This is a genomic window from Bradyrhizobium sp. Ken64 (assembly GCF_055807555.1).
Genome location: NZ_JBVVPA010000017.1, coordinates 1 through 23,982, shown reverse-complemented (window position 1 = coordinate 23,982; position 23,982 = coordinate 1). Strand labels below are relative to the sequence as shown.

The window sequence follows — 23,982 nt, the reverse complement described above, 5'->3', positions numbered from 1 at the left end:
CGCGGCCGCCTACTCCGCGGCCTGGAGGCGCGCGGATGGGCAGGCCTTTTCCAAAGCCTGGTCGAGGTCCTCGATGATGTCCTGGCAATGCTCGATGCCGATCGACAAGCGGATCGTTTCCGGCAAAACGCCGGCGGCCCGTTGCTGCTCCGCCGACATCTGCCGGTGCGTGGTCGAGGCCGGATGGCAGGCCAGCGACTTGGCATCGCCGATATTGACGAGGCGCGTGATCAGCTTCAGCGCATCGTAGAAGGACTTGCCGGCTTCCATGCCGCCCTTGATGCCGAAGGTGAACAGCGACGAGGCGTTGCCGTCGAGATATTTTTGCACCAGCGGATAATAGGCACTGTCCGGGAAGCCGGTGTAGTTGACCCAGGCCACGCGCGGATCCTTGCGCAGGAATTCGGCGACCTTGCGGGCATTCTCGCAGTGGCGCTCCATGCGCAGCGCGACGGTCTCGATGCCCTGGAGCAGCAGGAAGGCGTTGAACGGCGACAGCACTGAACCCATGGTGCGCTGATAGATGCTGCGCGCGCGCTCGATATAGGCCGTCTTGCCGAAGCGCTCGGCATAGACGAGGCCGTGATAGGACGCGTCAGGCTTGTTGTAGCCGGGGAAGCGATCGGCGTGCTTGGCCCAGGGGAAATTTCCGGAGTCGACGATGGCGCCGCCGAGCGTGGTGCCGTGGCCGCCCAGAAACTTCGTCAGCGAATGCACGGCGATGTCGGCGCCGTAGTCGAACGGCTTGAGCAGGATCGGGGTTGCAACGGTATTGTCGACGATCAGCGGCACGCCATGGGCGTGGGCGATCTTCGCCAGTGCCTCGATGTCGCAGACATTGCCGGCGGGATTGCCGATGGTTTCGGCGAACACGGCGCGGGTGTTCTCGTCGATCAGCTTTTCGATCGCTTCGGGTTTGTCGCTCTCGGCGAAGCGGCCGGTGATGCCCTGCCGCGGCAGGATGTGCGAGAGCAGCGTATGCGTGGTGCCGTAGAGCTGCGGCACGGAAACGATGTTGCCGCCGTGATCGGCGACATTGACGAAGGCGAAATGCAGCGCGGCCTGCCCGGTCGCAACCGCAAGCGCACCGACGCCGCCCTCGAGCTCGGCGATACGTTTCTCCAGCACCGCGCTGGTCGGATTGGCGATGCGGCTGTAGCGATAGCCTTCGGTCTCGAGATTGAAGAGCGCCGCGCCGTGATCGGCGCTGTCGAAGGCGTAGGCCGCGGTCTGGTAGATCGGCACGGCAACCGCGTGCGTGGTGGCTTCGGGCTCGTAGCCGGCGTGAATAGCGATCGTCTCGTTGCGCATCGTGCCACCTCCGCGTGGAGCGGGCCGCACTTATTGGCCTGTATGAGGCATGTGCGTTGTCCGCCGTCCCTCTGTTAGAGGCGGGTGGTAAAGCGGACAATAATTCGTCTAGAGATCGAGGAAGTAACCCTAACACTTGTTGGGGAATTGGCTAAAATTCGAGTCAAATTGGATTAATGAAACGATACTTGGCGAAAGCTCGTTTGCGGCCATCCTTCGAGACGCCCGCCTGCGGCGGGCCCTCAGGATGAGGTCGCAACTTACTGCGGATTCTAGACCCTCATGGTGAGGAGCCCGCCAAGGCGGGCGTCTCGAACCATGCAGGCCGATCTCGTCCGGAGGGAAACACCCTTCTCTCGCTGTCAGTCCATCTGCTCCCACAGCCGATGGGCGAGCACGCCGGCGCGCTTCTCGATCGCGGCCGCTGCATCGAGCGCGAGGTCCTCGCGATAGCGCCCGGCGATGAGCTGCACGCCGATCGGCTTGCCGTCGTGCACTGCCACCGGCACCACGGCGCCGGGCAGGCCCAGCACGTTGATCGCCGAGATGAAGCGGATCTCGCCCCAGAAGATCTCGCGCACGCGCTCGGGGCTGACTGTGTCCTCGCGCGGGCTAGGCGTCGGCTTCACCGTGGTCGGTGCCAGCACCACCGGATATTCCTCGAAGAACAATTGCCAGGCGCGGATATGACCGTTGCGCGCGGCGGTCGCCTGCATCCAGGCCTTGAGGTCGAGCACGTTGGCCTTGGCTTTCATGCCGCCCCACGCCTTGTGGAAGTCTTCCGACGTCACCTTCAGCATGCCGGCTTCCTGCATCACCACCGTCTCGTTGGTGATGATGTCGCACCAGGTCTGCCAGACGCCGTCGATGTCGGGCACATCGACCTCGCTGACACGGTAGCCGGAACGCTCCAGATGATCGGCGGCCTGACGCAACGCCGCCGCGACGTGCGGATCGACGTCCATGTCTTCAGGAATCCTGGCGAGCGCGACCTTGATCGGCCCCTTCGGCTTCGGCCCCACCAGCGGCGCCGGCACCCACCAGGGATCGCGCGGATCGCGCTGGCTCATCACCTCCAGCGCGAGCCTGACGTCGGCGACGTGGCGGGCGAGCGGCCCCTGCGCCGACATCAGATGCGCCAGCATCGGCCGCTCGGCGGTTGCGCTCGCGTTGAACGCCGGAATACGCCCCTGCGTCGGCTTGATGGTCGCAACGCCGTTGCAATGCGCCGGCCAGCGCAGCGAGCCGCCGATGTCGTTGCCATGCGCGATGGTGCCGATGCCGGCGGCGACCGCCGAACCCGCACCACCCGAGGAGCCACCGCAGGTGATGTCCGGATCCCAGGGATTGAGCGTCAGCCCGTGCAAGGGATTGTCGGTGAAGCCGCGGAAGGAGAATTCCGGCGTGTTGGTGAGGCCGATGACGACCGCGCCAGCCTTTTTCAGGTTGCGCACCACGGGTGAATCCGACGGTGCGATGAGATCCTTGTTGGCGGGAACGCCGTTGAAATTCGGACGGCCTTCGTAATCGACATTCTCTTTGATCGTGATCGGTACGCCATGCAGAAGGCCGAGCTCGCCGCCTTTGGCGCGCCGCTTGTCGGCCGCATGCGCCGCAGCCAGCGCCTCCTCCGAGAGATCGACGACGACGGCGTTCAGCCTCGGATTGACGGCCCGCATCCGCTCCAGATGCGCCTCGACGGTCTCGACCGCGGAGATGGCGCCGGAGCGGATTGCGGCTGCGGTCTCGACCGCCGACCATTGCCAGGCCGGACCCTTTGGGCGGCGTGGTGCGGACGGTTTGCGCGCGGCGGCCTGCTTGACGGGCTTGGTTGCAGCCTTCGCAACCTTGCTTTGGCGCACGGCGCTTTTCTTGGTGGAGGTCTTCGCTGCCTTCTTCGCAGCAGTTTTCTTCCTGGTCGCCGTCTTCTTCGCCACGTCGCATCTCCTCACATTGCGTCGGGGAAGTTATGGAGGTCACGCGACCGTGTACAGGCGCGTTTCTGCATGGCGAGCGATCGCGCCGAAGCCGCATAGCATCGCCATGTCGGCAGCGATCGCCGATGGAAGGGTGTCGCGGACGGGCGAGAGGGACCGGAGGTATGGGGTGGCCGGACGGGGCTGCTGGCGGAGAGAGTGTCAGTCAATCGCCATTGACCTGTAAGTTGTTTTCCAGTCCAAAAGGTGGAAACCTACGGTGTTGCCTATTGACGCCTTGGACACGCACCGGCCGGCGATATGAATCTGCCGCGATGCAACGTGCTAATCGCAGACGAGAACGCGCCGGTAGCGCCTGTGGACGTAGTAGCAGCCAGTCTCCGAGGAATAGCCATAGCTTGCGCCACTATAGGCGTAGGCAGCCGTGGCTCCGGCGGCATAGGCGCCCGCGGCAACGGCGGCGCGATAGCCCTGTCGGGATCCGCCATAGCGGCCGTAGCCTTCGAAGCGGTTGTAGGTGACCGATGTGCCGCGTGCCGCACTCGCCACCGCCCGTCCGCCGTGACCACCACCGGCGCCGGCACGCTCAGCCGCGGCGAGAGCACCGCGCGGCGCAGATGCCTCGCCTAGGCGAGGCGCCGGACCGGCACGTGGCACACCGCCAGGCCCCATTGGAGGACGAGCGGCGAAGGCCGGAGGACCTCCGGTTGCCAGCGGAGGCGGCCCACCCGCTGCAATCGGCGGAGGTCCGGCCATCGGGGGTGGCGGAGGGAACTGCGCGAAAGCCGTATGTGGCGACAGCGTCACGGTTGCTAGCGTCGCGCTGACGACCAGCATCAGAGGTATGTTGGGAGGCATTGTGCTTTTCCTTGTTAGATCTGAGGTTCGAGAACCGGCACCGGCTTGGGCACAGAGATCATTTCCGGCGAAGACAACTCGTGCATGGACGACGTGGACTCGTGCGTTGGGGATGGGTCGCCTTGATCGGGCTGGATCTGGAACCAGGCCACATACAGCGCGGGCAGGAACAGCAGCGTCAGCAGCGTGCCGACGATGATGCCGCCCATCATCGCGTAGGCCATCGGGCCCCAGAAGATTTCGCGCGCGATCGGAATCAGCGCGAGACTTGCGGCCGCAGCGGTCAACAGAATAGGCCGCATGCGATGCTCGGTCGCTTCCACCACCGCGTCCCAGGCCGCCCGCCCCTCCTTCCGGAGATCCTCGATCTGGACGATCAGGATCACGGAATTGCGCACCAGGATGCCGATCAGGGCGAGCACGCCGAGGATGGCGACGAAGCCAAGCGGGGCACCGCTCGGCAGCAGCGCCATGACGACGCCGATGACGGCGAGCGGCGCGACCGCGAACACCAGGAACAAGCGATTGAAGCTCTGCAACTGGATCATCAGGACTGTGGCCATGACGAAGAGCATGAGCGGAACGACGGCCACGATCGGTGCCTGGCTCTTGGCGCTCTCCTCCACGGAGCCGCCGAGCTTGACCGAGTAGCCCGCCGGCAGCGCTTTGCTGAAGTCCGCCAGCTTCGGCGCGAGCTGATCCACGATCGTTTTGGGCTGCACATCGCCGACGATCCCGGCCTTCAATGTGATGGTGGGGATCCGCGCACGCCGCCAGATCGTCGGCTGCTCGAGTTCGTAACGCAGGTTGGCCACGGCGCCGAGCGGCACGGATTGACCGCCGAGCCCGGTCAATTGCAGATCGCGCAGCGTGTCGATGGACGCGCGTTCCGGCGCGGTCGCCCGCCCCGTGACATTGACGAGATAGATGCTGTCGCGCACCTGGGTGATCGGCGTGCCTTCGAACACGGAGTTCAAGGTGGTAGCGATGTCCTCCGAGGTCACGCCGAGCTGGCGCGCCTTGTCCTGGAGCACGTCGACCTTGACGACGCGGGCCGGCTCCATCCAGTCGAACACGACGTTGCCGAGATCCGGATTGCTTCGCACGATGCCAGCAAGCTTTTGCGAGAGATCTCGCACCTTGGCGATGTCAGGCCCGCTCAAGCGGTATTGCACGGGACGCCCCACGGGCGGGCCGACTTCGAGCAGCTTGACGTAGGTGTCGGTCCCGGGGAACGTCTTCTTCAGATAGTCCTCGAACCGTGCCTTGACCTGATCGCGCGCCTTGATGCCGCCCTTGGTCACGACCACCATCTGGCCGAACCAGCTGTTTGCGGTCTGGACGTCGAAGGACAGGACGAAGCGCGGCGAACCGATGCCGACGTAAGTTGACCAGTGATCGACGGAATTGTTGCCCCGAAGCTGTTCGCGCTCGAAACGCGCCATCTGCCCATCGGAATCGGCGATCGACGCGTTCTGCGGTAAATTCCAGTCGATCACAAGCTCGGCGCGATCGGACGACGGGAAGAACTGCTGCGGCACGAAATTCATGCCGAACAGAGCCAGCAGAAAAGCCGCGACCGTGACGCCGATCGTGGCCCAGCGGTGATGCATGCAGAACAGCAGCAGACGCGCGAACAACTGCGCCACGCGCCCCTTCTGCTCATGGTGGCCCTTCATTCTCGCTGGCAGGATGGTGACGCCGAGCAACGGCGTGAACAGCACCGCGACGATCCAGGAGACGATCAGCGAAACGGCGATGACCACGAACAGCGTGAAGGTGAATTCGCCCGCATTGCTGTTGTTGAGCCCGATCGGAATGAAGCCGGCGACGGTCACCAGCGTGCCCGTCAGCATCGGGAAGGCGGTCGAGGTGTAGACGTGCGTTGCTGCCTTTTCCAGGGGATCGCCGATCTCGAGCCGCGCGACCATCATTTCCACGGCAATCATGGCATCGTCGACCAGGAGGCCCAGCGCGATGATCAGCGCGCCAAGGGAAATTCGCTGCAGCGAAATGCCGGCATAGGCCATCACGACGAAAGTGATGGCGAGCACCAGCGGAATCGCGATCGCGACGACAAGTCCGGCGCGCATGCCGAGACTGAGAAAGCTGATGCCGAGAACGATGATCACGGCCTCGAACAGCGCCTCGGTGAAGCCGGACACGGCATGCTCGACGACGATGGGCTGATCGGCGACGAGGTGAACGCCGACGCCGACCGGCAAGTCGGCCGTAATTCTCGCCATCTCTTGCTTCAGCGCCTCGCCGAAATGCAGCAGATTGGCGCCGGACTTCATACCGATCGCGAGCGCGATCGCCGGCTCGCCATTGTACCGGAACAAGGTTTTCGCCGGATCGGCATAACCGCGCGTGATGGTAGCGACGTCGGTCAGGGGAAAAAAGCGATCGTTGATGCGCAGGTTGACCGCCTTCAGGCTCGCCTCGGACGTGAACTGGCCGTTGACCCGGACGCTGATCCGCTCGGGCCCCTCCTGGAACACCCCGGACGGCGCAACCGCATTCTGCCCCTGGAGGGAGCTCATGATGGCGTGGACGTCGAGACCAAGAGCCGCGATCTTGCGGGTGGAGAATTCGAGATAGATCACCTCGTCCTGCGCGCCCAGGATGTCGACCTTGCCGACATCGGCCACTGTCAAGACCTTGGCCCGGACGTCCTCGACCTGATCGCGCAGCCGTCGCTGGTTCAGGCCGTCACTGGTGAACGCATAGATGTTGCCGAACACGTCGCCGAAGCGATCGTTGAAGCCCGGCCCTATCACTCCTTGCGGAAAGTCACCCTTGATATCCGCGATCATGTTGCGGACCCGGATCCAGGTCGGCTTGACGTCGGCAGCCTTGGTGCTGTCGCGCAGATAAACGAAGACGGTGGTCTGGCCCGCAACGGTGACGCTCTTGGTGTAGTCGAGCGATTCCAGCTCCTCGAGCTTCTTCTCGATCCGGTCGGTGACCTGCCGCGTCACCTCCTCAGGCGAAGCGCCCGGCCACTGCGCCTGAATCACCATGGTCTTGATGGTGAAGTCGGGATCTTCCTGCCGCCCGAGCTGAAGATAGGCGAAAAGGCCCGCCGCCATGAAGGCGATCATGAAATACCAGACGAGCGAACGATGACTGAGCGCCCAGTCGGAAAGGTTGAACGACTTCATGGCTTGTCATCCTGTGCGATGCGGACTTGCTGTCCTTGCTTGAGGCTGTGGATGCCGGCGGTGACGACGCGCGCGCCGGGAGGCAGACCGCCGGTGACGCGTGCGCCCGACTGGTCGGCCACCACGTCGATTTTTTGCAGCGAGGCGGTGCTGTCGCGCGGATCGACCGTCCAGACGAAATTCGCGCCGTCCTTGGCGAGCACCGCGGAGGTTGGCAGGCGCAGAACCGGGCCCTGCTGCTTGTCGAGCTTTGCCGTGACGGTTGCACCGAGGCGGAAATTGTCAGGCGGGTTCCTCAGCGCAATGCGGACCCGGCGCAAGCGCGTCACCGGATCGGCTTGCGGCGCAATCTCGCGAATTCTGCCTTCCACCTGAACTGCCGGCACGAGCTGCAGGCTGACCGTGAATGGCAGGCCGACTTCCAGCGGCAGCGGAAAGTCCTCGCCGATATCGACGACAGCCTCGCGAACGTCCGGCCTTGCGATCGTCGCCACGCTTTGGCCGGGGGACACCACCTGGCCGACTTCCGCCCCGATCGCGGTGACCACGCCGGCGAAGTCGGCCTTAATCTGCGAATAACCGAGCTGCTCGATCGCCTTGGTCAGATTCGCCTGTTCGTGCGCCACCGTTGCTTCGGCGCCGGCACGCGCCTGCTCGGCGTTATCAAGCGTCTGCTTTGTGGTGGCGTCGGTGGTGATGAGCGTCCGCTGCCGTTCCTCCGTCGCCCTGACGGTGGCGAACTGCGCCTCGGCCTTCGCAAGCTGACCTTTGGCCGCGCGAACGGCGAGCTCAAGAGCCGTCGAGTCAATGATGCCGATCGTCTGACCTTCGCTAACGAGATCGCCGACATAGACCGGACGGCTCGTCAGGCGTCCCAGCACGCGGAAGCCGAGATCGGTATTGTAGCGGGGCTCGATAACGCCCGCTGCGACGGCAGCGTCTGCGTGGTCCGCCTCGAGAAGCACCGATTGGACGGGCCGTACGGATTCCGGCGCCTTGGTCTCCTGCTGGCAACCGGCAAGCGCGAGCGCACATGCAAGCGGGGTCGCCACAATGATTGCGCGGCTCGTCATGAGGGGTCTCCTTCATAAGTCACGGGCTGGCCCACACTCAAAAGCTTGCCGCCGTCGACGACCACGCGCTCGCCCGGATCGAGACCCGCCTTGATCAGGACTTCTCCGGCCTCGTAGCCACTGATAGTCACCGGCTTCAGCGCGGCGGCCCGCGTTGCCGGATCGACGGTCCAGACCGCAGGCCTGGTGCCCGTCGCCATCAATGCGCTCCAGGGCAATGCGATCTGCCGCTCGGCCTCTAGTTTCACGGTGCCCGCGACGGCGCTTCCAAGCGTCATTGCGGCAGGCGGGTTTTCGATCGTCACCTTGACCCGAATGGTCGAACTTCTGGCGTCGACGGCCGGCGAAACCTCGCGAACGTGGCCGCTTGCGGTCACGCCCGCATCGGAGACCAGTGCCAACGAAACGCTGCGGCCGTCGGCAGTACCGAGGAAGATCGACTCATAGACGTCAAAGACGACATCTCGCTCCCCGTCCTGCGCCAGGGACAATACCGGTTGTGCAGCCTGTACGACTTGACCAGTTTCGAGACTGCGCGCGGTGACGACGCCGTCGGCTTCGGCGCGCAGCGCGGTGTAGCTGAGAGCGTCCTTGGAGGTTCCGAGCTGCGCTTGTGCCGCTTCAAGCACGCCTTCCGCAGTTCGCAATCCCTCCTGAGCCTGGTCGTAGGTCGTGCGCGTGGTGAATCCGCTTGCGATCAGCGCCTTCTGGCGCTCGAAAGTCGCCTTCGCCACACGCAGTTGGGATTCTCCGGCAAGGACAGCGGCGGCGGCGGCATCGACATCGGCCTCTTGCTCGGCGGGATCGAGCAGGGCCAGCACTTCGCCGGCCTTGACGTGGGTCCCGACTTCGACATAGCGCGCGATCACCCGTCCGCTGACACGGAACGACAGATCGGCGCGGAAGCGAGGCTGGACCTCACCAGTCAAGGTGATTGAGGATTGCCGATCCCTCGGCTGCACGATTTCCGTGCGCACGAAGGCGGCGCGCGCGGGGGCAATGGCGGCGTGATCATCGCAGCCGCCGAGCGCGGTTACCACAAGCGCCAGCGCGAAGCCGCCGAGGGGCTTCAGCAAGCGTTCGGCTGGACCGGTCTGGGAGTGCTTCAAATAGCGCGGGTTCATAGCGCGTCCATGCGGTGAGAGGGTGACAGTAGATTGCCCAAAACGTCCGGGCCCCTGCTGGAGGAGTCCGGCTCATTCGGACGTGCTGACGACGAATTGGGATCCGTTCGCATTGCGGCCGACGGCTCGATCTGATCCGAGAGGCCGGAGTTCAAGCCGGCCGTCGCGGACGATCTGAGTTTCAGCGAGCGAGGCGACCGCATGCGGCGCGTCGCCATCGACCAGCTCGCCTGGCGCTCCCGCTCGCTCAGGTGAAACGAAAGAACGACGGAGGTGAACTCGGCGGCGTAGCCGTGCTCGATCCGTCCGCCGAGCTCCTTGGCAAGGGCATTGCTGATCTGGAGCTCGCGACCCAGAACCACCCGCGCCGGCCGCGAGCCGTTGTCCAGCACGACGCAGTTCGCCACCGAGCCGATGCGCGACAGCTTGACCTTGATCTCGCCGGAACGCGCGTCGAAATAGGCGTGCTTCGCTGCGTTGACGATGAGGTCGTGGACGATCAGGCCAAGCCGCCAGCATCGCTCGGACTGGAGCGGGAGGGACTCGGTGGTGAACGCCAGCCGGATTCCCATTCGCTCCAGCAAGGACCGGCGCAGAGCGCAGCCAAGTCTGCCAATGTATGTGGCGGCATCGTTGAGGGCTTCGCCCCGCGGCATGGCCAGCGCCCGATGCAGCTCCGCGTGCCCATGCAGCAGCTCGACCACGTCGCTCAAGGCGGCCTTTGCTTCGGCCCCCTCGGCCCGGACAACCGCAGCCGAGACCAGATCGATTGCCGTGGCGATTCCCTGATCGACCCTGTGACGCAACTCGCGCAGCAGGATGCCGCGTTGTGGACGGTCCGGGTCAGGGCTCGACATATTCACCGTGATCTCCTGAGGTGGACCGGACGGTCGCCGGGCCAACGCAAACGCGCTTGCGGCCTCGACCATCCGGAGGGCCGTCGCAGGTCCCGGCAGGCCCAGCGACGATTAAATAAACTAAACCGTATATTTTCTTTTTGTTGCCTTTTTCGGCGGAGCATGTCAAGTGCGATCTGCGCGCGCACAGACTCGTGATTGGGAGACCGACGGATGACCAAGAAGAGCACCCCGAAACGGGGCAGACCGACCAAAGACCTTGCCGGCGACGTGCAGGTCCGGATTCTCGATGCAGCCCAGCAGCTCTTTCTCGAGAAGGGTTATCGTAGCGCCAGCATCGACGACATCTCCGCGCTGGCGCCGGCGAGCAAGCCGACCATCTATGCGCATTTCCCCGGCAAGGAGGCATTGTTCGCGGCGGTGGTGGCCCGCACCATCAGCCGGTTGACCGATTTCGAAGGCGTCGAGCCCGAGGGCCGCACCCTTCATGACAAGCTCTCGAACCTCGGCACCGCGATCGTGGAGAAGGTGATCGAAGAGTCGTTGGGGATGGTTCGCGCCACGATCGCCGAGGCGCAGCGTTTCCCCGAGCTGAGCCGGAACGTCCACGATGCCGCGCGAGATCGCTCCGTCAGCGCCGTTTCCCAGCTCTTGAATGAAACGACGCAGAAGCTTGCGCGCTCGCCCAAGGGTCCCTTCACCGGCAAGCGGAGCCTCGCCACCGCGCAGATTTTTCTGGATCTGATCCTGTTGCCGATGCTGTTTCGCTCGCTGGTGGGTGAAACACCGAAAGACCTGCGACGGGAGTTGCCCTCGTTCGTACGCGAACGGGTCGGGTTCTTCCTTGCGGCCTGTGAAGCGGACTGGACGCCGTGAGCTGGCTCAACAGGCGGATTTGTAGCGCAAATCGGTCTGAACGTGGATGAGTTGAGGGGGCACGCTGTTAGCGAACGCGGTGTTACCAAGCGCTCCCGCGCAAAAGCGCATCATCTCGCCGAAGGCTGGCCGAAGGGCGGTCGCCTTGATACAGGACGGATTGAGGTAGGCGTCCATTGCGTCCAGCAGGCAGCAGGCAAGCGCCATCGGACTCCCGCCTCGAAACTCCCCGCACAGCTGCCCGGCCGCGATGATCGAACGGACGACGCCGCGAAGCCGATCCGCGTGAGACAGGCAGGCTACCCAGTTCGCTTGTCCTGCCGCGACCACTAGCTCGTGCAATCGGACGTCGTTTGCCAGCCGGTCTTCATGCATCCGGGAAACCGCACTCATTACCGCACTCATTCGCTCCAGGCCCGAGCGGCCGCTGCGCGCTGCACTTGCAGCTGCCATGGACACCTGTTCAAGCAACTCTGTCACGACCGCCTCTTCGAGCGCATGGCGTGACGGATAGAACCGATAGAGATTTGCCGGCGACATGGATGCACCGCGAGCGACGTCGGCGACCGTGGTCTTACGGTACCCGATTTGCCGGTACGAAGTGATTGCAGCCTGCATGATCCTTTCACGTGTGCACGACGATCCAGTGCGGGGCGTAGTATGTGCCTTCAGCATGTTCAATCTCACCGCGACGGAATCGCCTGCATTTCACGCCGGCAGGCCTCGCCGAATTCGCGCAGCGGGTCCATCTCCTCCATGAAGCCCGGCAGGTCGACGAAAGACGTGTTCGGTGCAAGGTAAGTCTCGATGATCAGCCGCCCCGCTCGCTCCGCGGCATGGACAACCTCGTCGTCGGACAGTATCCGCATACGCCCGATCAGCGCATACAGATTCACCAATGCCGGAATCTCGGACTTATCGCTGGTCAGCGCGTCGGCATAGAGCCGGGATGCCTCCTCGATGAAGGATCGATAGAGTTTTTCACGCTTGGTCACGGCATGGGCGTGATGCCGCTCACGCAGCCTGCGCCGCCGACCGACCCAGCCCGTGATGATCGAGGAAATCGCTCCGAAGGCTGATCCGCCGAAAGCGGCGAACGCGGGAATGTACATCGTGTTCATACGATCATTCCTCGTCATTCGCGCCACGATATCGGTGCGACCCCACGGTCCTGACGGAGGCCGCAGCGGCTGCGTGCTCGAAGACGGCTCGGCAGGCTTCGCTCAGGTCGGGCTTTCTTTGCCGGAGGCAGGCTTCCACATTGGTAGCGTTGGGGATGTAGCTCGCGCACAGGCGGAAGGCGTCGGACGTGCATGCCGCTCTCTGCTCGGGTGTCCCGCGCTCCTCCTGCGCGAACGCAGCGGTGACCAACGCAGCAAGCACCAAACCTGACAGTACCATCCGCTTCTTCAACATATCCGACCCCTTCTCGGTTGACGCTTCAGCACGGCCACACCGCCTTGCAGCCGACCAGGGCAAACACGGGCTTGTGAGTCTCTGCTCTTGACACAGCCCGCGATCCGCGCTGTATATGAAATATACGGTGTAGTTTATTTAGGAGATCGAAAATGTCAAGCCTGTTCCTGGCGCTCGTCCGGGAAAATCCCTGGCCCGGGATTGCCCTCGCGTCGCTCAATCTGATCGTGGCCGTGTCGCTCGTGGGTATCAGTCTGCTACTGGGTCTCACCATTTCGGTGCTCGCCTGGGCGCATGCGCTACTCGATAGCGACCCCGCGCCGATGGGGCGTGCGGCGAACGGAAGGGGCTTCGCATGACCGAGGGTCTATTGCTCGCTCGCGATTGCATCATCTGTTGGGTCACGGTGTGGCTCGCGCCGGTCGAGCCGATCTTCGACATGATCGAATCCGAGCTCGTCCGCAGAAGCGTCGCACTTGAAGGGGTCGAGCCCCCTTCCCCGCCCACTGCCTGAGCATTGCGGAATTCCAACATGCTCAACTTCATCGAAGTTTTCGACGTCATGCAGGTCGAGCCGTCCACTGGCGCGTCCGTGTGGACCGGAGTCACGGGCACGCGAACGGCCCTCAGGCGCGACGGACACATGATTGATCCGAAGGCGATGGCCTATTGCCCGATCGAGTGGCTCGACGAGCGCGGCTATCTCGATGCCGAACGCGCGCGCCGACATCCGCGGCCCTCGAGCATTTGAAACGAGACGGAATCATTCCATGCCTGGGAGCCGAGCGCCGTGAGCAGGAAATCCGCGTTGTCGCGATACGCGAACAGTCTTGACGAGCCCGAGCTTCCCCTGCGGACCTATTTTCTGTCGGCTGGAGGCGCGTTACTCCTTCTGCTTCAGGCGGCCGATTGGGTGCTCCCCGCACCTTTGCCGAGCCGGCTCACCGACTCGGATTCCGCACGACCGCCGATCCGCATCCAGTCGGAGCTGAAAGGCCCCGAAGCCGTCGTCTTCGACACCAGCGGGTTTGAATATCGCTCGACGTCCACCGGGCACGAGAGCGCCGAGGCTCCATCCCTGCAGCCCGAAACTGAAGTCGCCGACGCTGTTGCGGGCGTAGGTGACGATCGCCCGACGGCCACGATCGAATTGCGCCTTCGCGAAAGCCTGGCCCGGTTGCAGCCCGGCGTTCAGGAACACGCTCGGCACGGCGGAAGTCCACATCAGATCGCGGCGCGGCGGAGCGCGCACGCTCAGGCTCGGCTCCAAAGGCTGCGGCGATCCGCTCGGTATCCGGGCTTCCAGACCAGCCGCCACGAAGAACACCACAGGATTACACGTGATGCCAAAGAAACAACTGCTTGCCCTCATCGTTTGTTCCACCACGCTCGCCGGCACCGGAGCTCTGGCCGGCGTCGCGCAGGTCCCTGCCGACGCCGAACAGCAAAGAGCGACTCCGCAGGGCAACGTAGAGGAGGCAGCCATTCGCCGTGTGCTGGAGCAGTTCCACACCACGAAGGTCCCGCTCGGGCAGGCCATGGCGATCGCGGAGGGTCTGCACGATGGATCGAGGACCGCGGACATCAGCTTCGAGATATCCGGCCCGCCGGTCTACCGCGTGCGCACGATCAAGAACGAGCGCGTCTTCGAGAATGTCATAGATGCGAACAGCGGAAGGATATCACAGGTGGAAATCGCATCATCGCTCAAGGAGCTCGATCGCGCGGATCTCGCCAACATCATCGCCCTGAAGTGGATCAAGCAGGAGCTGTCCGACGCAGTGCGGGTCGCGGAAAAGGCCGCGGAGGGACAGGCGCTCGCTGGCGGGTTGATGAAGCAGGATGGGAAGCTCAACTTCGTAGTCGTCGTCGCTACCAGCGATCGCCTGAAGGAAGTGATGCTCGAGCCACCAAAGGTCGGACAGCGGTCAACTCAGCACTAGCCGCGAACCTGATGATCCATCGCAGATGCACGATCTCGTGAATTGCTCGACCGCTGTGCCCAGTATATAAACTATACCGTATATTTTCTTTAATGACGAGTCGCCTCGGCTTCCGATGACGCCGGCTCGATCATCCCACACCCGAGAGCAAGCCAAGTCATGAATTTTCAGCCCCGATCACAACCGCCGGCAACCCAACGGCGCCTGCCATTCGATTGCGTCGCCCTGCTCTTGCAGGGCGGCGGCGCTCTCGGAGCCTACCAGGCCGGAGTGTACGAGGCGCTTGCGGAAGCCGGCATCCACCCCGATTGGGTTGCCGGCATTTCCATCGGCGCGATCAATGCCGCGATCATCGCCGGCAACCCGCCCGAGTCGCGCGTTGATCGGCTGCGCGATTTCTGGACGCAGGTAACTTCGACCGCCCCTTGGGACTGGGCCGGAAACCCATTTCTCGATGCCCGCAACGACAATGCGCGCAATGTCCTCAACCAGATGAGCGCGGGCCTTGCCGCGGCATGCGGCGCAAACGGGTTCTTTTCCGCGCGCCCCCTTCTGCCATGGCTCCACGCCGGCGGCACGAGCGGAGCGACCAGCTTCTACGACACCGGCGCGTTGAAGAGCACGCTGGAGCGCCTGATTGACTTCGATCGCATCAACGCGGGAATGACCCGGTTCAGTGCAGGGGCGGTCAATGTGCGAACGGGAAATTTCGTTTATTTCGACAACAGTACCCACACGATTCGCCCCGAGCACATCATGGCAAGCGGCGCGCTGCCGCCGGGCTTTCCCGCAGTGGAGATCGACGGCGAGCATTACTGGGACGGCGGCATGGTCTCCAACACGCCACTGCAATGGGTGATCGATGCGGGTGTGCCGCAGGACATGCTAGCGTTTCAGGTCGATCTCTGGAGCGCAAAAGGCCAGCTTCCGGGCAATCTGCCCGAGGTCGTCACGCGTCAAAAGGAAATTCAATATTCCAGTCGCACGCGCGCAAGCACCGACCAGTTCAAGCACATCCAGCGCCTGCGACGTGCGCTCACGGCGCTTTTGGACCGGCTCCCCCAAGAGTTCAGGGAGCACGAGGAGGTGAAGCTGCTGAACACCGCAGTTTCCACCAACGTCTACAACATTGTTCACCTGATCTATCGGGCGAGGAACCACGAAGGCCACTCTAAAGACTACGAGTTCTCCCGCCTTTCGATGCAAGACCATTGGCGCGCCGGCTATCACGATGCGCTGCGCACCCTGCGCCACCCCGAGGCGCTCGCACGCCCGGTCACTCCGGACGGGGTTTTCACATTCGATCTGGAGCACGATGGCCGTGAGTAGGAACGCCGGTTTGCCGCACGGAGAACCCCATGCGTGAGAATGACGTGCGCAAGCGCGCCTTTGCGATGCCGCTCACCAGCCCGGCCTATCCGCCAGGCCCTTACCGGTTTGTGGATCGCGAGTACCTGATCATCACGTATCGCACCGACCCGGCAAGGCTGCGCGCCGTGGTGCCCGAACCGCTGGAACTCGATGAGCGCGAAGCGCTCGTCAAGTATGAATTCATTCGCATGCCGGACTCGAACGGCTTTGGCGATTACACGGAAAGCGGCCAGGTTATCCCCGTCTCATTCCGAGGGCGCAAGGGCGGCTACTCCCACTGCATGTTCCTCAACGACGAAGGGCCCATTGCAGGCGGACGCGAGCTCTGGGGCTTCCCGAAGAAGCTCGGCCAGCCGACGTTACGAACCGAGATCGATACGCTGATCGGTACGCTCGACTATGGTTCGTTGCGGGTTGCGACGGGAACGATGGGCTACAAACACCGCGAAGCCGATCTTGATCGGGTCAAGGCCGCGCTCGAGGAGCCTAACTTCCTGCTCAAGATCATCCCGCATGTTGATGGTAGCCCGCGCATCTGCGAGCTCGTCGAATATCGACTCGAGCAGATCGCGTTGAAGGGCGCCTGGACCGGGCCCGCGGCTCTCTCCTTGACACCGCATGCCTTGGCGCCGGTCGCTGATCTTCCCGTTCTTGAGGTCGTGTCGGCGATTCACATACGCGCAGATCTCACGCTGGGGCTTGGCAGAGTGGTCCACGATTATCTGCAAGAACCAAACCGACGTACCTTCCGGGCGGAGCGGAGCCTGGTCACCTGATCGCAACTCCACCACTCCGGCAACACACAGGGCAAAGTGACTGAAATGACCATTCTGAAGGGAAAGACAGCCGTCGTGACCGGCTCGACCAGCGGCATCGGGCTCGCATGTGCGCGAGCCTTCGCAGCCGCGGGCGCAAATATCGTACTCAACGGGATGGGGACGCCTGCCGAGGTCGAGAAAGAGTGCTCTGCGATTAGAAGCGAGTTCGCCGTCAAAGCGATCTATTCGCACGCAGACATGGCGAAGCCGGTCGAAATCGCCGGGCTGATCGCGCTCAGTGAGGCTACCTTCGGCAGTGTGGACATCCTTATCAACAACGCCGGCGTCCAGCACGTCTCTCCCATCGAAGAGTTTCCACTCGATAAATGGGACGCAGTCATCGCGATCAACCTATCCGCCGCATTCCACGCCATTCGTGCGGCGGTGCCCGGCATGAAGAAGCGCGGCTGGGGCCGGATCATCAGCACGGCTTCGGCCCATTCGCGCGTCGCCTCGCCGTTCAAGTCAGCCTATGTTGCAGCCAAGCATGGTATCGACGGGCTCACCAAGACGGTAGCGCTGGAACTCGCCAGATCAAAGATCACCTGCAACTGCATCAGTCCCGGCTACGTCTGGACGCCGCTGGTGGAAAAGCAGATCCCGAACACAATGAACGCACGCAAGATGCGGAGAGATGAGGTCATCAGCGACGTGCTGCTCGCGGCCCAACCCACCAAGGAATTCGTCACCGTCGAGCAGGTGGCCTCGCTGGCGCTGTTTCTGTGCAGCGACGAGGCCGCGCAGATCACCGGCGCCAATCTTGCGATCGACGGTGGCTGGACCGCGGCGTAGCACTCGCCGCCCGCCGATGATCGAGGGCCGCGCGCAGCCAGGACGTCAGCGTCGCCAGGAACGTCAATACTCCTTCCTCAAGTAGTTTCAGACACAACGCAACGAGCAGCTTGACACAGGTCAAGTCGAAAAACGCCAAGCTGTGAGATCGCTATCAGCGTATCGGCTAATCAATGGAGATCCGCCATGTCAGAACAGAGCAGCATGCATCTTTACCTCAATTCAGCCAAGGAGCGGATCGATGAAATGGATGCCGCGTTGGCTTCGTTTGAGACCAAGGCGACCGAGGCCAAGGCGGAGTCCATGGTCAAGGCCGATCAGATCATCGCCGATCTGAAGAAGAGGCGGGATGAATTTCAGGCACAGCTCAAGACGCAAGCGGAAGCCGGCGAAGCCGCCTGGGCGCGCGCCAAGCCGGAGCTGGAAAAGCACTGGGCAGGCTTCGAGGCGCAGATGAAGACCTATTTCGACAGCGCCGGCAAGCAGATCGAGCAGCAGCAAGCCACGTTCAAAGACATCGCAGCGGCGCAGGGCAAGGCGTGGCACGAGGCCGCGGATCGATTCCGTGAGGCGGCCGCCAAAATGGCCGGAGCGCGGACCACCGATCTCGATGCCGCGCTCAAGCAGCTGAAGTCCGACGCGTCCCAAGCTGAAGCACGTCTCCAGAAGCTGAAGCAGGCGGGCAGCGAGTCATGGTCGGTGCTGAGCGCCGCGTTAGCAGAATCCCGCAAGTCGTTCGATCAAGCCAGTCTGGCGGCGTGGGACACTCTGAGGGGCTCTGGCGCGAAGAGCTGAATCCGCCGAACCCATGAACGACGACGTCGATTGGCTCCAGTGCCGGCCCATAGTGCATTGGGCACGACTGGCGAACCCAAGCGCGCGAAATCGCAATCTGGCGTACAAAATCGTACGACTGGCGGAGAGAGTGGGATTCGAACCCACGGTACGGTTTCCCGCACACACGCTTTCCAAGCGTGCGCCTTAAGCCACTCGGCCATCTCTCCGGAGCGCACTCTCTTGAAGGGGCGCCGATGATTTTGCAAGGGATCGCGGGGAAATCGGGTGATTTTTCCCTAAGATGTTGTATTTCATAGACAATATCAGGCGTCAGGCTACCGCTCGGAACCGCCCGCCGGCTGAACCGGTAGTGGGTTTGGCGCGACGATTCACTCAAGACCGTCAAACACGTCCGGGGCACCATGACCATCCGCAACACCATCGCCGCGCTGAGCCTGATTTCTGCCCTCGCCGCCGCCTTCGCCGGACCGGCCGGCGCACAGGTCTGCACCCGGCAAGGGGTCGACATCAGCTGTGACGATGGACGGCACGGAATGCTTTCCGGCGATGCCATCCTCTGGCCGGACGGCACCCGCTCGAGCGCGACGCCGCATCAAAGCGTCATCATCGGCAACAAGAGCTCGGTGCATGTCGGGCCGGGCGTGTTCGTCGGCCAGGGCAAAGGCATGGTGCCGCTCGACGATCCGAACGCGCCGAACAAGCGGCAGTGCGCGATTCTGGAGGGCGTGTCGTATTGCTATTGAGGCTCTCGTCTTCGCCCCTGCCCCCCCGCAAGCAACTGGGGAGAAGGAGACTAGATCAACCGCACGCCTGAGATCGCCGACTTGAGCCAGCGCAGCGCCTGCGGCGGCTGGTTGGCGAGCGGAGCGACCGCAGCCTTCTCCGTCCGGCACTTCTCCAGCTCAGCGACGAAATCCGCCGACCATTGCTGGATGGTGTGGCCGCGCAGCTTCTTCATCATCGCATCCCAGCGCATCTTGCGCTCGGTGAGCGGCATCGCGGCCGCGACCGCGATCGCGCGCGCCATACCGTCGATGTCGTGCGGATTCACCAGCAGCGCGGCGTCGAGCTCGTTGGCCGCGCCGGCGAATTTCGACAGCACCAGCACGCCGGGATCGGCCGGGTTTTGCGCGGCGACATATTCCTTGGCGACAAGGTTCATGCCGTCGTGCAGCGGCGTCACGACACCGATCTGCGCCGTGCGATAGAGGCCCGCGAGCACGGCCTGGCTAAAGCCTTTGTTGAGATAGCGGATCGGTGTCCAGTCGGCCTCGCCATGGCGGCCGTTGACGTCGGACACGAGCCGCGCGACCTCGTTCTGCAAATTGCCATAGGCTTCGATGGCACCGCGCGAGGGATTTGCGATCTGTAGCAGCGAAATGCTGCGCGCAAACTGCGGATGCTCGGTCCAGAGCCGATCGAACGCGCTGATGCGGTTGACGAGGCCCTTGGAATAATCGAGCCGGTCGACGCCGATCGCGAGCCGCTCACCGTTGAGGCTGCGGCGCAGCCGCGACACATCCGGATGCGACGCCGATTTCGCCGCGTATTGCGCGAACTTCTCGGCGTCGATGCCGATCGGAAACACCTCGCAGCGCGTTCGGCCATGCTGCGAGGTCGCGACGCCGTCTTCGACGGCGAGGCCGAGTTCGCTCGCGACATAGCCGAGAAAATTCTGGCAATCGTCATGGGTCTGGAAGCCGATCAGATCGTAGGCCAGCATCGCCGTGATCAGCTCGCGATGGTTGGGCACGCCCTGCATCACCGCGGCGACCGGCCATGGCGTGTGAAGGAAGAAGCCAATCGGATCGTCGACGCCGAGATCCCGCAGCTCCGCGCCGAGCGCGAGGAAATGGTAGTCCTGCACCCAGAACGCGGTTTGTGCTTTCCGGAAGCGCATCAAGGCGCGCGCCATGAAAGCGTTGACCTCGCGATAGCTGACATAGTCGTCGCGGGAGACGCGGATCAGATCGCTGCGTGAGTGCAGCGCCGGCCACAGGGCAGAGTTGGCAAAACCTTCGTAATAGCCGCCGTAATGCGCCGCCGGCAGATCCAGCGTCGCGATCGCGCCCGAACCCAGTGCTTCGATCTCGGCGAACGGCTCCTTTTGATGTCCGTCACGCACACGGCCCGAGGAACCCACCCAGATCGCGCCCGAATGTTCCACAACGGGTAACAACGCCGCCGCGAGACCGCCCGTCATGGGCTCATTGGCCTTGCCGCGCGCGACGCGATTCGAAACGACGACTAAATTCACAGGTCGTCCCCTCCTGTTTCATTCCACCCCATTTAACTGCCGTTCATCAATATGGTTCCTGATCATCCTTTGCACCAATTGAAACCAAAATCGGGCGTGCGCGTTGGAACCGGTTTACCTTCACGGAACCCAACGATTTCGCTACACAAACTTGGTTTTGGAACATTGGCGCGCGCAGCATGAAGCGGTCGCGCTGGAGAGTTACGCGCGCGATATGTGGCTGCGAGATGTCGGCGCCTTATTCCAACCTTGAGTCGTCGAGGAGCCGCGCAAGGAACGCGCGCACGTCGTTCGGCGCGTCGAAGTGCCCGTTGACGCCCATGGCGCGGCGGCCGACCGAGAAGGCGAGCCCGTTCATGTCGGGCATGATCGCGAACACGGTCTCGTCGGTAACATCGTCGCCGATGAAGATCGGACGGCGTCCCTTGAAAGGCTCGTGCTTCATCAATTCGCGCACGCCGGTCGCCTTGGTGAAACCGGAATGCTTGATCTCGCAAACGAACTTGCCGGGCAGCACCTCGATCGGCGCATTGGGCAGGTCGGCGCGGATCAGCGAAACGGCTTCATAGATCGCTTTCTCCGCATGCGGCGCGAGGCGGTAATGCAGCGCCAGCGAATAGCCCTTGTCTTCGAGCAGAATGCCGGGACTGAGCTTGGCAACCGCCGCGAGCCGCCGCTTCAACTCCTTGTCCAGCGGCGGCGCGCTGACGGCATCGGCTTCGTTGTCGACCGAAAGCCGCATCTCCGCGCCGTGGCCGGCGACGGCGCGGAAGACATCGGGCGCGAAGATCAGGTCGATGTCGTTGAGCGAACGACCGCTGACCATCGCCAGCGCGCCCGAGGTGCGCTCCGTCAACCGGTTCAGTGTTTCCGACAGGCCGGGCGGCACCCACACCTCGCGCGGCGTCGGCATCAGGTCGAGCAGCGTCCCGTCGATGTCGAGCAGGATCGCTGTTTCATTGAGATGCGGCACGAGTGCGTGGGGCACCGGCACCGCATCGGGCGCTTCATCATCGACCATGGTGCGCTCTTGGTCCAGTTCAGCCAATTCCGATTTCATAGTCTACTCCATGGAAGCAAGCGGACGCGCGATTTCTTCGAGCGATCTGCGTTCCGCCGAGACGGCATAGCGCCACGCCACGATCGCGGCCGCGATCATCAGGAATGCCCCCAGCAAATAGCCTGCGAACACGCTCGTGCGTGATCCCGTGTCGATCAGCGCCCCGAACAACGCGGGGCCGATCACGCCGCCGATGCCGGTGCCGACCGCATAGAACACTGCGATCGCGAGCGCGCGGACTTCCAAGGGAAACGTCTCGCTGACGGTGAGATAGGCGGCGCTCGCGGCGGGCGAGGCAAAGAAGAAGATCACCATCCAGGCGACGGTCTGCCCCTGGGCACTCAAGGCGCCGATCGAGAACAGATAACCCGACAGCGCCAGCAACAGACCCGACGTCCCGTAGGTGAACATGATCATGGTACGGCGGCCGAGCGTATCGAACAGGCGGCCGAGCAGCAGCGGACCGAGGAAATTGCCGGCGGCGAAGGGGAGCAGATACCAGCCGACATGATCGGCGCTGATGCCGTAAAAATCGGTCAACACCAGCGCAAAGGTGAAGAAGATGGCGTTGTAGAAGAAAGCCTGTGCGATCATCAGCACGAGGCCGACCATCGCGCGCTGGCGATAAACCGAGAACAGCGTGTGCACGACCTCTCGGATCGGCGTGTGACTTCGCATTTTCAGGCGGATCTTGGCGAAGCGCCCGTCGCTCTTATCCTGATCGTGTCCAATCACGGAGCGTTCGATCTCGTCGACGATGGCGTGGGCCTGGTCGGGACGGCCGTGGATCATCAGCCAGCGCGGACTCTCCGGAATCCACATCCGCATCAAGAGCACGACGAGGCCGATGGCCGCGCCGATGAGATAAGCGAGGCGCCAGCCGAGATCGGGGCCGATCACCGCGGGATCGAGCAGCACGATGGCCGCCACCGCGCCCATCGCGGCGCCGATCCAGAAGCTACCGTTGATGACGAGATCGGTCCAGCCGCGATAGCGCGCCGGCACCAATTCCTGGATGGTCGAATTGATCGCGGTATATTCGCCGCCGATGCCGGCACCGGTGAGGAAGCGAAACAGTGCGTAGCTCGCGACATTCCATGACAGAGCGGTCGCGGCCGTCGCCGAGAGATAGAGCGCGAGCGTGATGAAGAACAGCTTCTTGCGGCCGATGCGATCGGTCAGCCAGCCGAAACCGAGCGCGCCGAGCACCGCGCCCGCGAGATAGGCGGAATTGGCAATGCCGAGATCGAGATTGGAGAAGTGCAGGGAGGGGCTTTGCTTCAGCGCGCCGGAGAGGGCGCCGGCCAAGGTCACCTCGAGGCCATCGAGAATCCAGGTGATGCCGAGCGCGAGCACGACCCGGGTGTGAAAGCCGCTCCACGGCAGCGCATCAAGTCGTGCGGGAATGCTGGTTTCGATGATGCGATCGGCCGCGTACGCCGTGGAGACCACAGGTCCATCGTTCGGCGCTGGGCTTCGCTGCAATTCCATCGCGTTGTTGCATCTGACCAATGGACATGGCCCCGGTTCACATGGCGTGGACGGGGGCGATCCGATCAAGGGGGTGCGGCATTCCGCCTGCCACCTGCGACAACGTCTGCGGCGAGGGCAGGTTCCCGCAGGAACGGCCGCTCGCGGCGCTGGTTTTCGGTGGAGCCGCAAGGAGTTGACGCATGGCTCCTGCCAGAAAGACGACACATTCTCGCAAAACAGCGGCGCGCAAGAGCACCAGGCGCGCCGCACCGAAGCGCTGGTCACAGCGCGTAACCAAGGAGAGCGACGCGCTCGACCTCAAGCAAGGCGTGTTCAAACTGACCAGCGCGAAGAAGATCGCGGCTTCGCTGAAGCGTTCGGCGGAGCACAGCGAGCGCCGCAAGTCCGGCGCCTATCGCTCGGCGCTGTCGATGCTGACGTTCTATATCAACCGCGCCGGCAAGACGCTGCCGCAGACGCAGCGCACGCGGCTGGAGCGGGCAAAGGTGGAGCTGAAGCGGGCGTTCGGGAGGGAGTGAGTTTCCGCTTCTTACTCCGCCGTCGTCCCGGCGAAGGCCGGGACCCATAACCACAAAGAGCGGTTTGGCGAAGATTAGTGGTTCGATACGTCTACCTTCCGCAATCGACAGACCACGCGGCATGGTCCTGGCTTTCGCCAGGACGGCGGCGGAGTGCGTGGCGCGCCTCGAGCGCTACGCTGCCCGGATGTTCCCCATGAAGCGGTCGAGCTCGGCGCGCAGGCGGGTGCTTTCGGATGACAGCGTCTTGGCCGAGTGCAGCACCTCTTCCGAGGCCGAGCCGGTTTCAGCGGCGCCGCGGTTGACCTGGCCGAT

At 63.4% G+C, this 23,982-nt stretch carries 24 protein-coding genes and 1 tRNA gene; 10 read left to right on the top strand and 15 right to left on the bottom strand.

The annotated features are described in order from the left end of the window. Positions 1-9: 9 nt before the first annotated feature. From AC0L2F_RS25315 to AC0L2F_RS25285, 7 genes are all read right to left on the bottom strand, one after another. On the bottom strand, positions 10-1,311 hold the full coding sequence (locus AC0L2F_RS25315; RefSeq protein WP_473250260.1) for an O-acetylhomoserine aminocarboxypropyltransferase/cysteine synthase family protein: 1,302 nt from the start codon (positions 1,309-1,311) through the stop codon (positions 10-12). A 362-nt stretch (positions 1,312-1,673) separates the two neighbouring features. After that, entirely contained in the window at positions 1,674-3,248 is a 1,575-nt protein-coding gene (locus tag AC0L2F_RS25310; RefSeq protein WP_473250259.1) for an amidase family protein, read from the bottom strand. Between the two features lie 324 nt (positions 3,249-3,572). After that, positions 3,573-3,797, bottom strand: coding sequence for a hypothetical protein (locus AC0L2F_RS25305; protein ID WP_231171019.1), 225 nt, complete (start codon positions 3,795-3,797; stop codon positions 3,573-3,575). A 323-nt stretch (positions 3,798-4,120) separates the two neighbouring features. Next, complete coding sequence (locus tag AC0L2F_RS25300; RefSeq protein ID WP_473250258.1) at positions 4,121-7,270, bottom strand: efflux RND transporter permease subunit; 3,150 nt, start codon at positions 7,268-7,270, stop codon at positions 4,121-4,123. After that, positions 7,267-8,343, bottom strand: coding sequence for an efflux RND transporter periplasmic adaptor subunit (locus tag AC0L2F_RS25295; RefSeq protein ID WP_473250257.1), 1,077 nt, complete (start codon positions 8,341-8,343; stop codon positions 7,267-7,269). The genes AC0L2F_RS25300 and AC0L2F_RS25295 overlap by 4 nt, the downstream gene beginning before the upstream one ends. Continuing rightward, complete coding sequence (locus AC0L2F_RS25290; protein ID WP_473250256.1) at positions 8,340-9,467, bottom strand: efflux RND transporter periplasmic adaptor subunit; 1,128 nt, start codon at positions 9,465-9,467, stop codon at positions 8,340-8,342. The genes AC0L2F_RS25295 and AC0L2F_RS25290 overlap by 4 nt, the downstream gene beginning before the upstream one ends. Beyond that, positions 9,464-10,324 (bottom strand): sensor histidine kinase, encoded by an 861-nt coding sequence (locus AC0L2F_RS25285; RefSeq protein WP_063992434.1) that lies wholly within the window; start codon positions 10,322-10,324, stop codon positions 9,464-9,466. Before AC0L2F_RS25285 ends, AC0L2F_RS25290 begins: the two co-directional genes overlap by 4 nt. Before the next feature lie 213 nt (positions 10,325-10,537). Here AC0L2F_RS25285 and AC0L2F_RS25280 point away from each other — a divergent pair, with 213 nt between their 5' ends. Beyond that, positions 10,538-11,200, top strand: coding sequence for a TetR/AcrR family transcriptional regulator (locus tag AC0L2F_RS25280; RefSeq protein ID WP_473250255.1), 663 nt, complete (start codon positions 10,538-10,540; stop codon positions 11,198-11,200). Positions 11,201-11,206: 6 nt separating this feature from the next. On the opposite strand, the gene AC0L2F_RS25275 is transcribed toward AC0L2F_RS25280, so the two are convergent. The 3 genes from AC0L2F_RS25275 to AC0L2F_RS25265 all read right to left on the bottom strand — a co-directional run bounded on the left by AC0L2F_RS25275 (position 11,207) and on the right by AC0L2F_RS25265 (position 12,616). Continuing rightward, a complete protein-coding gene (locus tag AC0L2F_RS25275; RefSeq protein WP_473250254.1) occupies positions 11,207-11,818 on the bottom strand; it encodes a TetR/AcrR family transcriptional regulator in 612 nt (203 codons plus the stop codon). A gap of 65 nt (positions 11,819-11,883) precedes the next feature. Then, positions 11,884-12,321 (bottom strand): hypothetical protein, encoded by a 438-nt coding sequence (locus AC0L2F_RS25270; RefSeq protein ID WP_473250253.1) that lies wholly within the window; start codon positions 12,319-12,321, stop codon positions 11,884-11,886. Positions 12,322-12,325: 4 nt separating this feature from the next. Next, a complete protein-coding gene (locus AC0L2F_RS25265) occupies positions 12,326-12,616 on the bottom strand; it encodes a hypothetical protein (RefSeq protein ID WP_007604487.1) in 291 nt (96 codons plus the stop codon). 152 nt (positions 12,617-12,768) lie between these two features. On the opposite strand from AC0L2F_RS25265, the gene AC0L2F_RS25260 reads away from it, so the two are divergent. Together AC0L2F_RS25260 and AC0L2F_RS25255 are read left to right on the top strand one after the other, a co-directional pair. Then, complete coding sequence (locus tag AC0L2F_RS25260; protein WP_007604486.1) at positions 12,769-12,975, top strand: hypothetical protein; 207 nt, start codon at positions 12,769-12,771, stop codon at positions 12,973-12,975. Between the two features lie 173 nt (positions 12,976-13,148). Beyond that, positions 13,149-13,367, top strand: coding sequence for a hypothetical protein (locus tag AC0L2F_RS25255; RefSeq protein WP_473250252.1), 219 nt, complete (start codon positions 13,149-13,151; stop codon positions 13,365-13,367). A 132-nt stretch (positions 13,368-13,499) separates the two neighbouring features. Here AC0L2F_RS25255 and AC0L2F_RS25250 read toward each other — a convergent pair whose 3' ends face one another. Further along, entirely contained in the window at positions 13,500-13,946 is a 447-nt protein-coding gene (locus AC0L2F_RS25250; RefSeq protein ID WP_473250251.1) for a hypothetical protein, read from the bottom strand. 13 nt (positions 13,947-13,959) lie between these two features. Here AC0L2F_RS25250 and AC0L2F_RS25245 point away from each other — a divergent pair, with 13 nt between their 5' ends. From AC0L2F_RS25245 to AC0L2F_RS25225, 5 genes are all read left to right on the top strand, one after another. Next, entirely contained in the window at positions 13,960-14,559 is a 600-nt protein-coding gene (locus tag AC0L2F_RS25245) for a PepSY domain-containing protein (RefSeq protein WP_473250250.1), read from the top strand. Between the two features lie 159 nt (positions 14,560-14,718). Beyond that, the gene (locus AC0L2F_RS25240) at positions 14,719-15,888 is read left to right on the top strand and encodes a DUF3734 domain-containing protein (RefSeq protein ID WP_473250249.1); all 1,170 of its coding nucleotides are present in this window, start codon (positions 14,719-14,721) and stop codon (positions 15,886-15,888) included. A gap of 29 nt (positions 15,889-15,917) precedes the next feature. Next, on the top strand, positions 15,918-16,706 hold the full coding sequence (locus AC0L2F_RS25235; protein ID WP_473250248.1) for an acetoacetate decarboxylase: 789 nt from the start codon (positions 15,918-15,920) through the stop codon (positions 16,704-16,706). Positions 16,707-16,751: 45 nt separating this feature from the next. Next, positions 16,752-17,540, top strand: a complete 789-nt coding sequence (locus AC0L2F_RS25230; RefSeq protein ID WP_473250247.1) for a 3-hydroxybutyrate dehydrogenase — start codon at positions 16,752-16,754, stop codon at positions 17,538-17,540. Positions 17,541-17,726: 186 nt separating this feature from the next. Continuing rightward, positions 17,727-18,335 carry a sll1863 family stress response protein gene (locus AC0L2F_RS25225; RefSeq protein ID WP_473250246.1) on the top strand — a complete coding sequence of 203 codons (609 nt, stop codon included), beginning with the start codon at positions 17,727-17,729 and terminating at the stop codon, positions 18,333-18,335. A gap of 119 nt (positions 18,336-18,454) precedes the next feature. On the opposite strand, the gene AC0L2F_RS25220 is transcribed toward AC0L2F_RS25225, so the two are convergent. Then, positions 18,455-18,544: transfer RNA gene (locus AC0L2F_RS25220), tRNA-Ser, on the bottom strand. 195 nt (positions 18,545-18,739) lie between these two features. On the opposite strand from AC0L2F_RS25220, the gene AC0L2F_RS25215 reads away from it, so the two are divergent. Next, positions 18,740-19,081, top strand: coding sequence for a hypothetical protein (locus AC0L2F_RS25215; protein ID WP_007604476.1), 342 nt, complete (start codon positions 18,740-18,742; stop codon positions 19,079-19,081). A gap of 50 nt (positions 19,082-19,131) precedes the next feature. On the opposite strand, the gene AC0L2F_RS25210 is transcribed toward AC0L2F_RS25215, so the two are convergent. The 3 genes from AC0L2F_RS25210 to AC0L2F_RS25200 all read right to left on the bottom strand — a co-directional run bounded on the left by AC0L2F_RS25210 (position 19,132) and on the right by AC0L2F_RS25200 (position 23,146). Then, on the bottom strand, positions 19,132-20,595 hold the full coding sequence (locus AC0L2F_RS25210; protein WP_007604475.1) for a trehalose-6-phosphate synthase: 1,464 nt from the start codon (positions 20,593-20,595) through the stop codon (positions 19,132-19,134). Between the two features lie 238 nt (positions 20,596-20,833). Then, positions 20,834-21,655, bottom strand: a complete 822-nt coding sequence (gene otsB, locus AC0L2F_RS25205; RefSeq protein WP_473250245.1) for a trehalose-phosphatase — start codon at positions 21,653-21,655, stop codon at positions 20,834-20,836. A gap of 3 nt (positions 21,656-21,658) precedes the next feature. Further along, entirely contained in the window at positions 21,659-23,146 is a 1,488-nt protein-coding gene (locus tag AC0L2F_RS25200; RefSeq protein WP_473250244.1) for an MFS transporter, read from the bottom strand. Positions 23,147-23,328: 182 nt separating this feature from the next. On the opposite strand from AC0L2F_RS25200, the gene AC0L2F_RS25195 reads away from it, so the two are divergent. Further along, entirely contained in the window at positions 23,329-23,667 is a 339-nt protein-coding gene (locus AC0L2F_RS25195) for a DUF3175 domain-containing protein (protein ID WP_473250243.1), read from the top strand. Positions 23,668-23,982: the final 315 nt, after the last annotated feature.

Bases quoted from the DNA above. Each gene is read 5' to 3' on its own strand.
- AC0L2F_RS25215 (WP_007604476.1), top strand. From the start codon at position 18,740: ATGACCATCCGCAACACCATCGCCGCGCTGAGCCTGATTTCTGCCCTC.
- otsB (WP_473250245.1), bottom strand. From the start codon at position 21,655: ATGAAATCGGAATTGGCTGAACTGGACCAAGAGCGCACCATGGTCGAT.
- AC0L2F_RS25315 (WP_473250260.1), bottom strand. From the start codon at position 1,311: ATGCGCAACGAGACGATCGCTATTCACGCCGGCTACGAGCCCGAAGCC.
- AC0L2F_RS25265 (WP_007604487.1), bottom strand. From the start codon at position 12,616: ATGTTGAAGAAGCGGATGGTACTGTCAGGTTTGGTGCTTGCTGCGTTG.
- AC0L2F_RS25290 (WP_473250256.1), bottom strand. From the start codon at position 9,467: ATGAACCCGCGCTATTTGAAGCACTCCCAGACCGGTCCAGCCGAACGC.
- AC0L2F_RS25240 (WP_473250249.1), top strand. From the start codon at position 14,719: ATGAATTTTCAGCCCCGATCACAACCGCCGGCAACCCAACGGCGCCTG.
- AC0L2F_RS25280 (WP_473250255.1), top strand. From the start codon at position 10,538: ATGACCAAGAAGAGCACCCCGAAACGGGGCAGACCGACCAAAGACCTT.
- AC0L2F_RS25295 (WP_473250257.1), bottom strand. From the start codon at position 8,343: ATGACGAGCCGCGCAATCATTGTGGCGACCCCGCTTGCATGTGCGCTC.
- AC0L2F_RS25195 (WP_473250243.1), top strand. From the start codon at position 23,329: ATGGCTCCTGCCAGAAAGACGACACATTCTCGCAAAACAGCGGCGCGC.
- AC0L2F_RS25260 (WP_007604486.1), top strand. From the start codon at position 12,769: ATGTCAAGCCTGTTCCTGGCGCTCGTCCGGGAAAATCCCTGGCCCGGG.
- AC0L2F_RS25200 (WP_473250244.1), bottom strand. From the start codon at position 23,146: ATGGAATTGCAGCGAAGCCCAGCGCCGAACGATGGACCTGTGGTCTCC.
- AC0L2F_RS25245 (WP_473250250.1), top strand. From the start codon at position 13,960: ATGCCAAAGAAACAACTGCTTGCCCTCATCGTTTGTTCCACCACGCTC.
- AC0L2F_RS25235 (WP_473250248.1), top strand. From the start codon at position 15,918: ATGCGTGAGAATGACGTGCGCAAGCGCGCCTTTGCGATGCCGCTCACC.
- AC0L2F_RS25225 (WP_473250246.1), top strand. From the start codon at position 17,727: ATGTCAGAACAGAGCAGCATGCATCTTTACCTCAATTCAGCCAAGGAG.
- AC0L2F_RS25275 (WP_473250254.1), bottom strand. From the start codon at position 11,818: ATGCAGGCTGCAATCACTTCGTACCGGCAAATCGGGTACCGTAAGACC.
- AC0L2F_RS25300 (WP_473250258.1), bottom strand. From the start codon at position 7,270: ATGAAGTCGTTCAACCTTTCCGACTGGGCGCTCAGTCATCGTTCGCTC.
- AC0L2F_RS25285 (WP_063992434.1), bottom strand. From the start codon at position 10,324: ATGTCGAGCCCTGACCCGGACCGTCCACAACGCGGCATCCTGCTGCGC.
- AC0L2F_RS25270 (WP_473250253.1), bottom strand. From the start codon at position 12,321: ATGAACACGATGTACATTCCCGCGTTCGCCGCTTTCGGCGGATCAGCC.
- AC0L2F_RS25230 (WP_473250247.1), top strand. From the start codon at position 16,752: ATGACCATTCTGAAGGGAAAGACAGCCGTCGTGACCGGCTCGACCAGC.
- AC0L2F_RS25255 (WP_473250252.1), top strand. From the start codon at position 13,149: ATGCTCAACTTCATCGAAGTTTTCGACGTCATGCAGGTCGAGCCGTCC.